General features: G+C 37.9%; 11 protein-coding genes. 2 read left to right on the top strand and 9 right to left on the bottom strand.

The genetic code is table 11. The annotated features are described in order from the left end of the window. Positions 1–9: 9 nt before the first annotated feature. The 4 genes from brnQ to dnaG form a co-directional block, all read right to left on the bottom strand. Positions 10–1,338 (bottom strand): branched-chain amino acid transport system II carrier protein, encoded by a 1,329-nt coding sequence (gene brnQ, locus HMPREF3249_RS00855; protein ID WP_003029774.1) that lies wholly within the window; start codon positions 1,336–1,338, stop codon positions 10–12. A gap of 154 nt (positions 1,339–1,492) precedes the next feature. Continuing rightward, positions 1,493–1,822, bottom strand: coding sequence for a metal-sulfur cluster assembly factor (locus HMPREF3249_RS00850; protein WP_003029776.1), 330 nt, complete (start codon positions 1,820–1,822; stop codon positions 1,493–1,495). 18 nt (positions 1,823–1,840) lie between these two features. Then, the gene (gene rpoD / locus HMPREF3249_RS00845; protein WP_003024631.1) at positions 1,841–2,953 is read right to left on the bottom strand and encodes an RNA polymerase sigma factor RpoD; all 1,113 of its coding nucleotides are present in this window, start codon (positions 2,951–2,953) and stop codon (positions 1,841–1,843) included. A 2-nt stretch (positions 2,954–2,955) separates the two neighbouring features. Further along, entirely contained in the window at positions 2,956–4,731 is a 1,776-nt protein-coding gene (gene dnaG / locus HMPREF3249_RS00840) for a DNA primase (protein WP_282185965.1), read from the bottom strand. Between the two features lie 155 nt (positions 4,732–4,886). Here dnaG and mscL point away from each other — a divergent pair, with 155 nt between their 5' ends. Continuing rightward, positions 4,887–5,264 carry a large conductance mechanosensitive channel protein MscL gene (mscL, locus tag HMPREF3249_RS00835; RefSeq protein ID WP_059220714.1) on the top strand — a complete coding sequence of 126 codons (378 nt, stop codon included), beginning with the start codon at positions 4,887–4,889 and terminating at the stop codon, positions 5,262–5,264. 241 nt (positions 5,265–5,505) lie between these two features. Here the strand turns inward: mscL and rpsU are convergent, their stop codons facing one another. The 3 genes from rpsU to HMPREF3249_RS00820 all read right to left on the bottom strand — a co-directional run bounded on the left by rpsU (position 5,506) and on the right by HMPREF3249_RS00820 (position 8,781). Continuing rightward, entirely contained in the window at positions 5,506–5,682 is a 177-nt protein-coding gene (rpsU, locus tag HMPREF3249_RS00830; protein ID WP_000048054.1) for a 30S ribosomal protein S21, read from the bottom strand. A 194-nt stretch (positions 5,683–5,876) separates the two neighbouring features. Beyond that, on the bottom strand, positions 5,877–6,215 hold the full coding sequence (locus HMPREF3249_RS00825) for an ATP cone domain-containing protein (RefSeq protein ID WP_003024641.1): 339 nt from the start codon (positions 6,213–6,215) through the stop codon (positions 5,877–5,879). Between the two features lie 250 nt (positions 6,216–6,465). After that, a complete protein-coding gene (locus tag HMPREF3249_RS00820; protein ID WP_070497015.1) occupies positions 6,466–8,781 on the bottom strand; it encodes a CAP domain-containing protein in 2,316 nt (771 codons plus the stop codon). A gap of 221 nt (positions 8,782–9,002) precedes the next feature. Between HMPREF3249_RS00820 and HMPREF3249_RS00815 the strand changes: the two genes are divergently transcribed. Then, positions 9,003–10,289, top strand: a complete 1,287-nt coding sequence (locus tag HMPREF3249_RS00815) for an aminotransferase-like domain-containing protein (protein ID WP_003029791.1) — start codon at positions 9,003–9,005, stop codon at positions 10,287–10,289. Between the two features lie 33 nt (positions 10,290–10,322). Here HMPREF3249_RS00815 and HMPREF3249_RS00810 read toward each other — a convergent pair whose 3' ends face one another. Continuing rightward, entirely contained in the window at positions 10,323–12,065 is a 1,743-nt protein-coding gene (locus HMPREF3249_RS00810) for an ABC transporter ATP-binding protein (RefSeq protein WP_059220710.1), read from the bottom strand. 2 nt (positions 12,066–12,067) lie between these two features. Then, a complete protein-coding gene (locus HMPREF3249_RS00805) occupies positions 12,068–13,807 on the bottom strand; it encodes an ABC transporter ATP-binding protein (protein WP_059220708.1) in 1,740 nt (579 codons plus the stop codon). Positions 13,808–13,887 lie beyond the last annotated feature (80 nt).

Raw genomic sequence — 13,887 nt, 5'->3', positions numbered from 1 at the left:
TATTTTTAATTATTCCATTTCAAATGTGTCACTCTTTTGTTTATTTGGCAAAAACAAAGACAACATAATCCCGACAATCGTTGGTACCAGCCAAGGAATTGAAGCTTGCGCAAATGGCAAAGCATTGATTAAATTGCTCACACTAGTCAATTTAAATTGCGAGCCAATGATATTCGCAAAGGCAATAATTGTTACAACTGCGACCGTTAGCTGCATTCCAATCTTAGATAAGGCAACAAACTTATTGACAATCACAATCATTACAATCGCAATAGTAATCGGGTACAAAATTTGTAAGACAGGAACTGAATACTGAATGATCGCTCCCAAACCAAGATTTGCAATTGCAAATCCAATTAATGTAAAGACTGTTGCATAAGTTTTGTAGCTGATTTTAGGAAAGGTTTTATTGAAAAATTCTGATGTTGAAACAATCAAACCAACCGTAGTCGTAAAGCAGGTCACTGTTACCATGGCTGCAAGGAAAATCTGTGCTGTCGGACCAAAAATAGCTTGTGTAGCTTGAGATAAGACATAAACTCCTTTATTGGCATCAGAAGCCATTACATCAGCCGGAATTGGGAAATGATTTCCAAGAAATCCCAATCCGATATAAAGCGCACTAAATCCCAATGCAACAACAATTCCAACAATCCAAATCGTTGAGATATATTCTTTTTTATTAGCAAAGCCGAGTTGGTTCAATGTTTGCACAGCGATAACGCTAAAAGCAACAGAGGCAAGTGCATCAAGCGTATTATACCCTTCAAGAAAGCCAGTTCCAAAAGCTGCTTTTGCGTATTCCGTGCTAGCAGCTTGCGGTGTAGCTGCTCCATATTTTATCGCCCCTAAAATGACTAGAATGACAATCAAAATGGCAAACACAGGAGTCAAAATCCGACCAATCCGATCCAAAATTTTGGAAGGATTTAATGAAATCAAGTAAGCAGCCACAAAATACAAGATTGTAAAAATAATAAGTCCTAATCCAGTCATATTACTCGAAAGCAATGGTGCAATCCCAACTTCATAAGAAGTCGTTGCCGTCCGAGGAATGGCAAAAAATGGACCAATCGCTAGATACAGAACTACCAAGTAACTGGTCGCAAACCAAGGAGAAACCTTTTTAGAAATTTCGTAAACATAGCCTTTGGGATTTAAAGTACCGATAATCAATGTTAAAATAGCAATTCCAACTCCTGAAAGTACGAATCCTGCAATTGCTGACCAGAAGTGTTCGCCAGACAAAGCTCCTAAAGTTGGCGGAAAGATTAAATTCCCTGCGCCGAAAAATATTCCAAACAAGAGTAATCCTGTCAGTGCTCCTTTTTTAATCATCTTCTCTCCCTTTTCTAAAATTCAGTATGTTCAACCATTATAACAGATTCTTACAATACTTCAAGTGATATAAAGTATAAAGTTAAAATATTGCACAAATTCTGAATGTTTGAGCAAAACAAAAGCAGCATAATCAAGTCATGCTGCTATATTCTTATTTAATCCCTAGAGCAATACGAGCGTAGCGACTCATTTTATCAACAGTCCAGGCAGGATACCACACCAATCTCACTTCCACTTTGCTCACTTCGGGCACATCTGTCATTGCATCATGAATCTGATCAGTTAATAAGTCAGCCAGTGGACAGCCCATTGTTGTTAAAGTCATATCAATTTGTGTCTCACCATTTTCACCATTGAACCGAATTTCATAAATCAAACCAAGATTTACAATATCAATTCCTAATTCAGGGTCAATAACTTGTTCCAAACTTTCCAAGATACGATTTTTAATATCATCAATTTGTTCATTTGTGTATGCCATGGTGCCTCCTTTTGTCTACTAATCCTCAATAAAGTCACGAAGTGGCTTGCTACGACTTGGATGACGCAATTTGCGTAGGGCTTTGGCCTCAATTTGTCGAATCCGTTCACGAGTTACGTTAAAGACTTTTCCAACATCTTCCAGCGTACGCATTTTCCCATCATCTAGACCGAAACGCAGACGTAGTACATTTTCTTCACGGTCTGTTAATGTGTCAAGAACCTCGTCTAATTGCTCACGCAGAACGATACGTGTTGTATAATCAACTGGATTTTCAATCACTTCATCCTCAATGAAATCGCCAAGATGACTATCATCTTCTTCTCCAATTGGTGTTTCAAGAGAGACCGGCTCTTGAGCAATCTTCAAAATTTCACGAACTTTGTCTGGTGTCATATCCATGCGCTCCGCAATTTGCTCTGGCGTTGGATCTTGCCCCAATTCTTGCAAAAGATTTCGTTGTTCCCGCACTAATTTATTGATTGTCTCAACCATGTGAACCGGAATCCGAATCGTACGAGCTTGGTCAGCAATCGCACGAGTAATTGCTTGACGAATCCACCAAGTAGCATAGGTTGAAAATTTGAAACCTTTGGTATAGTCAAACTTGTCAACGGCTTTCATCAATCCCATATTGCCTTCTTGAATCAAGTCAAGAAACTGCATGCCGCGTCCAACATAGCGCTTAGCAATAGAGACAACCAACCGCAAATTAGCTTCTGCCAAACGTTGTTTCGCTTCTAAGTCGCCTTGCTCCACAAGAACAGCTAATTCTTGCTCTTCTTCATTGGTCAATAACGGAACAACACCAATTTCCTTTAAATACATACGGACAGGGTCGTTCACTTTAGCAGAATTGCTACCAAGCAACTCCTCATCTGTTAATTCAGCTTCTTCTTCCTCTGTATTTAAAACCCGTTCACTTGGGTTGCCCTCTTTATCCGTAATAGCAATCCCTGCGTCCTGAATCCGTTGAAGAAGATCTTCAATGCCATCAGCTTCCAAAGTAAATGGAATGACTAGCCGATCATTGATTTCATCATCGGTTGCTGTACCAGTTTTTTTATGGTTGCGAATAAATTCTGCAACTTGAACATCAAAAGTTGTTACTTCTTTTTGTTTTGTAGCCATTCCTACTCCATTCTCCTTTTTTGAGCAATAAATCGCTCTAGCTCTTCTAATGCCGTATCTGCATCCCCACTATGAGATGCTTCACGGACTTTTTTACCAATCAATTGATTTTCTTTGCGAAGCAATTCCTTATCTCGCGTTTGCTCCACTTCAATCAGTTCCTGCTCAGAAACTTCCTCTGGTAGATTTTCTTCTAAGACCCGATACCAAGCTTGCTGTACCGAATCATTTTGCTCAGACAAATCTTGTGGCGTTACCTCGCCATTTGTTTTTAAAATATCGTACAAAGTCTGCAATTCTACTGTTGCGAAATGAAAATCTTTCCTCAAACGATAATCATTTAAAATCACAGGATTATCAATCATCCGCTGCAGAAGATGACTCTCTGCCTTAATTAGCCGCGATACTTGCTGTGTTACCGGAATGTCAAGTCTTGACACTTGTTGATGCGATTGCTGTTGTTGCTCTCTTCTATTTACTAAACGATGATTATTAACAGCTTGCTCCACTTGCTGGTAGTCAAAATCAGGTAACAATTCAGCTAACATATAAATATAGGAATTTTGTGCAGTGATTGATTGAACCTGCGCAATCAGCTGAGACATTTGTTCAACAAATTCAATTTGAGCTTGCAAGTTTTCGATATTATCTGGTTTCAAATAGTTCAAAAGAAACTCTATATCACTAATTCGTGTTTTAGTCAGTAAATTTTGTAAATCATCAGCAGAATTCTTTTTGATAAATTCATCTGGATCCATATTATCAGGAATCCTGACAATTTCAACTGACAAATTGTGCAATTCATTCAGAGCTTTTGCTGTCGCTGCTTGTCCTGCTTTGTCACCATCGTACGTTAAAATGACTTTCTTTGCGAATTTACGAAGATGCTCCACATGATCATGCGTCAAAGCAGTCCCCATAGAGGCCACAGCATTTTCAATTCCAGCACGATAAGCGGCTATAACATCCATAAAGCCTTCCATTAAGTAAATTTCGTGACTTTTCTTAATAGTCGGTTTGGCTTTGTCCAGATGATACAACTCATAACTTTTATTGAAAATCGGTGTACCTCGGCTATTCTTATACTTAGCAACTTTCTGATCTATATCGCTTGCTTGCCAAATACGACCTGAAAAAGCAATGATTTGTCCTTTATCATTTGTCAATGGAAACATAATCCGATTTTGAAAGGCATCATAAACCAGATTGTTATCAGCTAAGTTAAACAAACCAGAATTTATAATGACTTGCTCATCAAACTTTCCACTAACACTTTTATAAAGATAGTTATTTTCATTGGGCGCTAAACCAATTTGAAAATGCTTGATAACCTCATCTGTTAAACCACGTTCATAAAGATAAGAACGTGCTTCTTCTCCTATCTTTGTTGTCATCAATACTGCATGGTAAAACCTTGCAGCTTCCGCATGAATGTCATAAAGTGCCTGATGACGATGTGTATGTATTGACTGATCTTTTCTACTATGCTCTATTTCTAATGGAATCCCTGCACGATCTGCAACAATTTGTACAGCGTCCATAAAAGAAACACCACGATAATCTTCAATAAATTTAAAGACATCACCTGACTTTCCACAGCCAAAACAGTGATAAAATTGCTTTTCTTCTACCACGTTGAATGACGGAGTTTTTTCACCATGAAAAGGACAAAGCCCTAGATAATTCCTTCCAGCTTTCGTTAAAGCAACGACTTCTCCTATGATTTCGATGATATTGACGCTATTTTTAATATCAGAAATGATTTCTTTATCAATCAATAGACAATACCCCCAATTTATCATAGAATAACAACTTACATTTTATAACAAATTTGTCAAAAAGTAAAATATTCACTATGCTTTTTAGACATTTTATTGAACTTTTCCCTTTTTTAAGATATAATATGTTTTAGTATTTTGAAAGGAAAAAGAAAATGTTAAAGGAGCTTAAAGAGTTTTTGCTTCGCGGCAATGTAATTGATTTGGCAGTTGGTGTTATCATTGCCAATGCTTTTGGAGCTATTGTGACTTCGCTTATTGGAGATGTTATTACTCCACTCTTTCTCAATCCAGCTTTAAAAGCTGCTGGTGTAGAACAAATTGCTGGTTTAAAATGGAATGGGATTGCATATGGTAGTTTCTTAAGCGCTGTTATCAATTTCCTCGTCATCGGAACAGTTCTCTTCTTCATCGTCAAGTCTGTTGAAAAAGCGCAAAGTCTTACTAGAAAAGAAGACACTGCTGAAGAAGCTGCAGGACCAACTGAATTAGAAGTTCTTCAAGAAATCAAAGCATTGCTCGAAAGCAAATAATTATGAAAAAAATTCACTGATGAAAATCAGTGTTTTTGTTTACTCTCACGGTTTCTTGATATTCTGTTTGCCTTAACCTACCCCTCTAGCTGCTACTTCTATTAATCTTGCGGTGGAGTTTTGAGATGACAGATAACGTCCATACGGTAAAATTGCTAAAGCTATTGATTTTTATTGAGTACGAATTCGATTTTATCTAAATGGAAACAAAAAACAGACCGAAGTCTGTCATTTTGCTCAATTAGAATTTTTTACGTTTACGAGCTGCTTCTGATTTACGTTTCCGTTTTACAGAAGGTTTTTCATAGAATTCACGTTTGCGTGTTTCTTGAAGAGTACCAGCTTTAGTAACCGCACGTTTGAAACGACGAAGAGCATCGTCAAGGGATTCATTTTTACGTACTACTGTTTTTGACATTTTTTTCACTCCCTTCAAGCTTAAAATCTTTTAAATTTTATCATATTAAAATACACTTGTCAAGTCCCAGAAATTAAGGGAATGTGTAAACTTTTCTAGAACAAGCATTATTATTAACTTAAAAGGAAGTTGATTTTTAGCAAATTTTTCAAAAAATCTGCCAACTACTTCATTCTGTAATCTAGGCTACAAATTTATCGAATTTGTTCAAAATGCAAATGAACTGCGATATGATCGCCATAACCGTTCCGGTCTAAATCACGTTGCAAGCGGTAGGAAATATAATGTTCGGCAATAGTGATATAACCAGCACCTAGCAGGCGATTTTCTACCATAGATTGGATCATACTGATAGTAGCTCGTTCAACACCAGCTTCCTCCAAATCCAACACTACTTTTTTAGTTACAAGCGCTAGATTTTGACGCAGATCGTCTGTCAAGACATAAACCGTTTGTGCTGCTTTCAAAATAGCTTGATAAATTTTATCTGGATTAAAATCAGTAACTTCTCCATTACGTTTGATGACTTGCATAGAAAACTCCTTTAGTTTTATTCGTTTCATTAAGAGAATACAGTTTATTATACTATTTTTGTGCTGATTCTCAAAATGATAGATACTTTAAATATCTATCAGGCAGAAGTTACATTTTATTTAAATTCTATTTTATTATCATTTCTTCACTGTTGATTTTAATTATCTCAATCAAAAAGACAAACACTCAAAAACAGAGTTGTTTGTCTTTGGGAAGAAAGATTAGATTTTTTCTAAAATCTTCAATTATTTAATCTTCGTTATTTCTTTTACGACGGCGAGCACTAGCTAGAGTTCCCAAACCAAGTAGCAAACCTAATGCAGCAACCTGATCTGCTTTAGTACCTGTAGCAGGCAGAACTTTTTGACCAGTATTTTGTTGTCTAACTAACAATGGTTTTGGTTGGTAAGTTCTAGATAAGTGTAATTTTTGTACTTCTCCATCTGTTTCTTTTTGAGCTTTCGGAGGAAGTTGACTTTTCAATTGCTCATAGTTTTCTTGTAACTTGGTATAAATTGAACGAGAAATCTCTAGTTTTGCTTCTTCATCTTTTAACGTTTTAACCTTAGAGGCATAGTCAGCTTGTGCAGCTTGAAGAGCCTTTTGAGCTGCTTCAAGTGCTTGTGGTGCATTTTGTAATTTTTCCAAGTTATCTTGTGCTTCTTTTAGTTTGGCTTGACTAGTTCGCAAAGCATCTTTTGTCTTGGCAACATTTAATTCTGCTGTAATTAAGACTTTCTTGAGTTCTGCTAATTTATTTTTAGCACTATCTAGCACTTTTTGAGCTTTTTCTAAAGCTACTTGTTTTGGTGCTAACTTGGACGCAATAGCTACAGTAGCGCGCTCCAAAGCTGCTTGTTTTACCGCAACATTTTGCTTTGCTTTTTTCAAAGCTGCTTCAGCTGTAATCACTCCAGCATTTGCAGTAGCAAGGGTAGCTGAACGATTCGCAGCCAACTTTTGAAGCTCTGCTAATTTTGCCTTTTGAATATTTAAAGTAGATACATAACCCGTTCTTTGAGCTCGCAACACGCCTAATTGTTTTTTCGCTGCTGTTGCTTGTGCATTTGCAGCTTTTGCAGCACCAGCAAAATTACGGATTGCTTGCTCATACGCGTCTGCGCTAAGAAGAGTGCCATTATTAACACGCGCATTAAAATTATGATCGTTATAGAATCCAACTTCAGACGTTCCATATATATTGCTGTATTGATTTGGAACTTGATCATATGCAGCTGAAATGGTATTAAAGTTTTTATCCATCATTTGAAGATAGTGACCAACTCTATAGAAGAAAGCAAGTTGACCACGATTACGTAAGGTGGTATAAATTTGATTGGAATCAATGTCTCGCTCATTGGTTGTTAAGCCATACTTAGCTGCCTCAGCCATATAGATAGATTTTTCCTTATGCCAGAAGTCAACGGCTCCTTTTGGAGTAAAACTAATCGCCACATTTTCATTTCTCAAATATTTACCCATATGCCAATCTGCTCTTTCAAAATAAAGAGTTTGGACTTGGCTGGCTGGATTTTTGTAAGGATCAATCAATAATTCTTTTAATCCAGCTTGTCTACGATAAGCATTGATCGCTCTAACTAACTCAATTGCTTTTAAATTATTTTCTAAAGTTGCTGGGCTTGTTGCGTCAGAACCAACTGTAATACCGTCTTCACGTTTAGCTCTTTCATAAGTTGTTAGAGCTTCAGCAGCTGCATTACGAATCGCTTGGTTGGCTCCATTTGTTTTAGCGTGTTGTAAAAATTCACCGTAGGTTGCTTTGCTTAAATCAACGTTTCTTCTATTAGCAGCTGACTGTTCGGCACGAGCTACTTCACTGGCTTTTTGATCAATAGCTGCTTGATTTTCTGCAACTTTTTGCTCACTTTGCTTGACTTGCTCAGTCGCTGAATTGATTTCTTTAGGAAGATTAGCGATTTCTTCTTTCACCTTAGCAAGCTCTTTTTGCTTTTCTGCTAAATCTTTTTCTGCTTGTTTTTCTGCATCTTGTGCTTGGTTGAGCTCTTGCTGCTCATTTGCAACCGGAGCTTTTGCTGTATCTAATTCACGTTGTGCTACATCAACAAGTGATTGTTGCCCTGCAACAACATTTTCTTGATTTTTAACAGCTTCTTTTGCCTTTGTTTCAGACTGTTCTGCTTCTTGAACCTTATTTTCCTCTGTTGTAACCGCCTTCTCTGATGTCGCCACTTCTTCTTTTGCGGTTTCAATAACTTCTGGAGTTGCTTCTTTCTTTTCTGCCTCAGCATTTGCAACAGCTTTTTCGCTATCTGCTACCGCGTCCTTTGAAGTATTTACATCCCCTTTAACTTGCTCTACAACTTTTTGCTGAGCATCTGTCTGAACCTTTGCAGCATCGGCTTGCATCTTTGCTGATTGAACATCTGTTTCTGTAACTGGTTTGGTGATTTTTTCAGATGTCTTTGGCTCAGTAGATTGTGTTTTTACTTCTTCGGCATTTACTTGATGTGATAAACTGCCTGAAATAATAGTGGTTGCAGCTAAACCGGTCGCAACTACCGATTTTTTAATTTTTCTCTCCATTAGACGGCCTCCTAATATACTTGCTACTTTTCATTATAAACCATTTCAGCCTAAATTACAATTCCGCTAATGTATTACTCAGATAACTATTAGATTACAATTCTTTTACATCAATTATTGGTAGGGAGAAATCTATGGGGGAATCCTACACAATACAACTTATCATTTCCTGATTGTAAAAGATTTCAAAATACGTTACAATAGAGAAAAAATTCTTCTGTATGGGGACAGTTAAGATGATAAAACCTAAGTATCAATGTATCATAGATCAGATTAGCCAAGATATTAAAAGTGGGAAATTGTCCAAGGGACAAAAGATTCCTTCTGTCCGTCAGCTGGCAGACGACTATCGCTGTAGCAAAGACACAGCCCAGAAGGCACTGATAGAGTTGAAATATCAGAAGTATATCTATGCAGTTCCTAAAAGTGGCTACTATGTGCTGGAAAATAGTCTGGAAGACCAGCAGGACATAGAATTAACCGTCAGAGATGACCACTACCAAATTTATGAAGACTTTCGACTTTGTCTTAATGAAACGCTGATTGGACGAGAGAATTATCTTTTTAACTACTATTCTCAGCAAGAAGGGCTGGAAGACTTACGACAATCTGTCCAGCAGCTGCTTCTGGATTCAGCTATCTACACCTCTGCTGACAGGCTCGTTCTGACATCTGGTACCCAGCAAGCTCTTTATATTCTTTCGCAAATTGCCTTTCCAAATAAAAAATATGAAATTCTAGTTGAGCAGCCGACCTATCATCGGATAAATGATTTGCTAACTGCGCAACAACTTCCTTATCAAACAATTGAGCGAACTCCAGAAGGGATTGATTTAGAAGAATTGGAGCGGATTTTTCAATCTGGTCGTATCAAATTCTTCTATACTATCCCGCGTTTTCATTATCCCTTGGGGCATTCTTACAGTCGAAAGGAGAAGGAAGAAATCATTCGTCTCGCTCGGCTTTATGATGTTTATATCATAGAAGATGATTATTTGGCTGACTTTGACAGCAAACGCGAACTGACCTTTCATTACTTGGACGACAGCCAGCATGTCATCTATATCAAGTCATTTTCTACTAGTCTCTTCCCCGCCCTTCGGATAACAGCTCTGCTATTTCCTCCAGCTATTCAATCTACTTTTATTACCTACAAAAAAGCAGTAGATTACGACAGCAATCTCATCATGCAGAAAGCTCTATCCCTTTATATTGACAATCTCATGTTTGAAAAAAATCGTCTTTCTCTGCTCAATCAACAAGAAAAAGAATTGACGAGAGCTAGAAAACTTTTAAGCCAAAATCAGCTCAAACTTTCCTACTTTCTCAATAGAGATGGTATCTTACTAGATCTACGTGGACTTAAATCTATCAGTTCCCTCAAACATAGCAATCTGCCATTGGATTTTTTTGAAGCAAGCTATATACAGGATTGTCCTTATCAATATGCAAAAATTAAATACGGGGATCTAGAAAAAACCTTAGAACACTTAAATGAATATTTATAAAAAGGAGCCGAAACTCATTTTCTCTTTAACATATCACTCTTCTTTCATCATTCCAGCCTGCAACTGATACATTTTATAATAGGTTCCCTTAAGCGCTAGAAGCTCTTCATGTGTGCCAGATTCGACAATACGCCCCTGCTCCATGACATAAATGCAGTTAGCGTCCTGAATGGTAGACAGCCGGTGAGCAATGGCAATCGTTGTTCGTCCTTGGCGCATTTTTTTCAGCGAAGTCTGGATAAGTTCTTCGGTCTCTGAGTCGATATTAGCGGTTGCCTCGTCCAAAATCAAGATTTTAGGCTTGGTAGCGATTGTTCGAGCAAAAGCTAGCAATTGCCTTTGTCCACTTGAAAAAGTCGCACCTCGCTCAGTTACGGAACTGTCATAACCTGCAGGAAGCTGATTAATAAAATCGTGAGCATCCACAAACTTCGCAGCTTCTACAATATCCTCTCGACTCATATTTTCTTGATACATTTGGATATTAGAAGCAATGGTACCGTGATAGAGGAAAGGATCTTGAAGAACTAAACCAATATTGCGGCGTAATTCAGCTTGACTGTAATCCTTAATGTTTTGATTATCAATTAAAATTTCTCCTCTTTCAAATTCATAAAAACGCAGAAAGAGATTGATAATCGAAGACTTGCCTGAGCCAGTCGCACCGACAAAGGCGATTGTTTCCCCCTGCTTGACTGAAAATGAAATATCTTTCAGAACATCACGCTTGCCGTCGTATGAAAAGGAAACATGACGAAATTCAATATTCCCAGCTGTAATTTTCAATGGAAGATTAGCTTGCTTGGGCTCATAGTCCTTACGATCTATTATTTCAAAAACACGGTCTGCAGCCACCATAGATGTCTGTAAAACAGAGTAATTCTGCATCAAATCAATCAGAGGATTAAAAAGTTGATTGACATATTGGATAAAAGCATACATGACTCCTGCTGTCACTCCTGCAACCTGCCAAGTAAAGCCAAAGTAAGCTAAAATAACTGCATAAGCTAAAATTTTTAACAAAGACATAGCTGGACGCAGAAAAAGGCTATTGATATTGAGGTAGCGGACTGTATACTCCAAATGCTCGCCGTTAATCGTTTCAAATTCATTTATCAGACGCTTTTCCTGACTAAATGCCTGAATAATTCGCATTCCCTCAATACTTTCAGAAAGTTTAACATTCAAATCACTCAGTTTGCTTCGGACGAGTTTGAGGAGACGATTAGATAAGCGTTGATAAAGTAAAATGGAGCCCAGCATGACTGGTAAAAAAAGTACAATAAGTCCTGTCAAGCGCCAATTCAAGGTGCACATCGTCACTACTGTTACAACAAGAATAAAAATGGAACTTAGAAAACTTGAAAATATGCTACTAAACATATCTGCTACCGCTTGTGTATCATTCGTCAAACGGGAGACAATCGCTCCTGCAGCCGTTTGATCAAAATAAGCCATACGTAACCGCTCAATATTTTCAAAACTCTCCTGACGCAGATCGCGAACAATGCTATATGCCACACGGGCAAAAGAATACTGTCCTAAGAAAGTAAATAGCACCCTCAACAGAAAGAGAGCATAATAGAGAATCAGAATATAAAATCCCGCCATAATCTGATGACGACTGATAAAATGGTCAATGAAATACCGAGCCAAAAGTGGCAAAGCTGTCGTTACCAAAGTTGTTGCAAAGATAAAAGCAAGTGCCAAAATGCTCACCCATTTATAACGCCACATATAAGTCAGAAGGCGATGAAAAGTTGCTTGTTTTTTCATAATCACTCCTCCTTCAGACTTTCTGCCAATTGCTGATTATGATAAGTGCGCGCATACCAACCGTTTTGAGCCAGCAATTCTTGGTGTGTGCCTCGCTCTTTAATGCGCCCATTTTCCATAACTAAGATCAAATCTGCATGAACAACTGCTGACAGTCGGTGAGCAGTAATAATAGTTGTTTTACCATCTCTTTCTCCCTTAAGGTTTTCTAAAATCAAATGCTCTGTTTTAGCATCAACAGCAGACAAAGAATCATCTAAGATTAAAATATCTGGTTTCAGAACGAGTGCACGACTCATCGCTAAACGTTGCTTTTGGCCTCCTGAAAGTGACACTCCACGTTCACCAACAATCGTATGAAAGCCTTCCGGCATGGCAATAATATCCTCATAAAGGCCACAAAGTTTACTAGCTTGAATCACTTCGTCATCTGACAAGTCTGGATTTGCAAAACGAATATTGTCCGCAATTGACATCGCAAAAAGAATCTGCTCTTGTGGCACGTAACCAATCAAGCTCCGCAAATCATTTAAGCTATAATCTCGAATATCATGATCATTCAGATAAATAGCACCTTCTTGAATATCCTGTTCTCGCATGAGCAGGCGTAATAGTGTTGTTTTGCCAGAACCTGTTTGTCCAACAATTCCTAGCGTCTGCCCTTTTTCTAATGCAAAATGAATATTGGATAAAGTGGTTGCTTTCTCGTAAGAAAAACGCTGAATATCATAAAGCAAACGACCATTTTGTATAGGGGAAACGGGATTGTTGGTCTCTTTGACATCCGACTTTTCTGCCAACAGTCGCTCAATCCGCTCATAAGAAACCATTCCTCTCTGGCTAATATTAAAGAGATAACCCATCGCCTGCAAAGGCCATACCAGCATATCTAGATAAGTAATAAACGTCACTAACTCCCCAACTGTAAATTGCCCTCTAGAGATGAAGATTCCTCCAAAAATCAAAGTTAACGCATAAGATAAGCCAATGAAAATCAGAACCATAGGGTCGAAGAGAGAATTGTATTTAGCAGCGAGAATATTCTTCTCATAGACATCCTGATTTGTCCTAGCAAAAGAGTGACTTTCTGCTTTTTGATAGCCAAAAGATTTCGTTACTTTAACCCCTGAAACGCTTTCCTGTACCTTGTTATTCAAGTCAGAAAAAGCCTCCTGAGCCGCTTTAAAGCTCTCATGATTTTTTCGTCCAATTAAACTGGTTCCCCAAGAAAGAAATGGCAATGGCAAAATAGCAATCAAAGTCAAGCGCCAGTCTAAAACAAAAAACATAGTCAACAGCGTTACCAGAGCTGTGATAGTGGCATCTACCGCCGACATAACGCCTCCACCTGCCACGTTCACAACTGCATTAATATCATTTGTTGCATGCGCCATCAAATCTCCCGTTCGATATTTTTGGTAAAAAGACGGTGCCATTTGGGTAAAGTGCTCAAAAAGCTGAGAACGCAAAAGTCGTCCCAAATGATTTGCTGTACCAAAAATATATAGACGCCAAAGATAACGCAGACCATACATAATAAAGGCTGAAGCAACCAAAAGTAAAAGATTTAAAAGCAACTGGTCTGACGTTAGATTTCGGCTAGCAATGCGGTCAATCACCACGCCGATTACTCTAGGAGGAATTAAATTAAAAACACTAACCAAAGACAAGGCTAGAATTCCGATAATATAACGTTTTTTCTCCAGTTTGAAAAACCAGCCCAATTTTCTGATAAGATTCATATTTTCTCCTCTGCTATTACTAATTACCATTATACATTATTTTGTTGCATTATCTGTAAAAATAAAACGCAGCTAGCGCA

This window comes from Streptococcus sp. HMSC36C04 (assembly GCF_001839535.1).
GTDB lineage: Bacteria > Bacillota > Bacilli > Lactobacillales > Streptococcaceae > Streptococcus > Streptococcus hominis.
The sequence above is the reverse complement of the archived record's forward strand: the minus strand, read 5'-3'. Positions and strand labels throughout refer to the sequence as shown.

Coding starts and splice junctions, on each gene's coding strand:
- brnQ (WP_003029774.1), bottom strand. CDS start 1,338: ATGATTAAAAAAGGAGCACTGACAGGATTACTCTTGTTTGGAATATTT.
- HMPREF3249_RS00850 (WP_003029776.1), bottom strand. CDS start 1,822: ATGGCATACACAAATGAACAAATTGATGATATTAAAAATCGTATCTTG.
- rpoD (WP_003024631.1), bottom strand. CDS start 2,953: ATGGCTACAAAACAAAAAGAAGTAACAACTTTTGATGTTCAAGTTGCA.
- mscL (WP_059220714.1), top strand. CDS start 4,887: ATGTTAAAGGAGCTTAAAGAGTTTTTGCTTCGCGGCAATGTAATTGAT.
- rpsU (WP_000048054.1), bottom strand. CDS start 5,682: ATGTCAAAAACAGTAGTACGTAAAAATGAATCCCTTGACGATGCTCTT.
- HMPREF3249_RS00825 (WP_003024641.1), bottom strand. CDS start 6,215: ATGCAAGTCATCAAACGTAATGGAGAAGTTACTGATTTTAATCCAGAT.
- HMPREF3249_RS00820 (WP_070497015.1), bottom strand. CDS start 8,781: ATGGAGAGAAAAATTAAAAAATCGGTAGTTGCGACCGGTTTAGCTGCA.
- HMPREF3249_RS00815 (WP_003029791.1), top strand. CDS start 9,003: ATGGGGACAGTTAAGATGATAAAACCTAAGTATCAATGTATCATAGAT.
- HMPREF3249_RS00810 (WP_059220710.1), bottom strand. CDS start 12,065: ATGAAAAAACAAGCAACTTTTCATCGCCTTCTGACTTATATGTGGCGT.
- HMPREF3249_RS00805 (WP_059220708.1), bottom strand. CDS start 13,807: ATGAATCTTATCAGAAAATTGGGCTGGTTTTTCAAACTGGAGAAAAAA.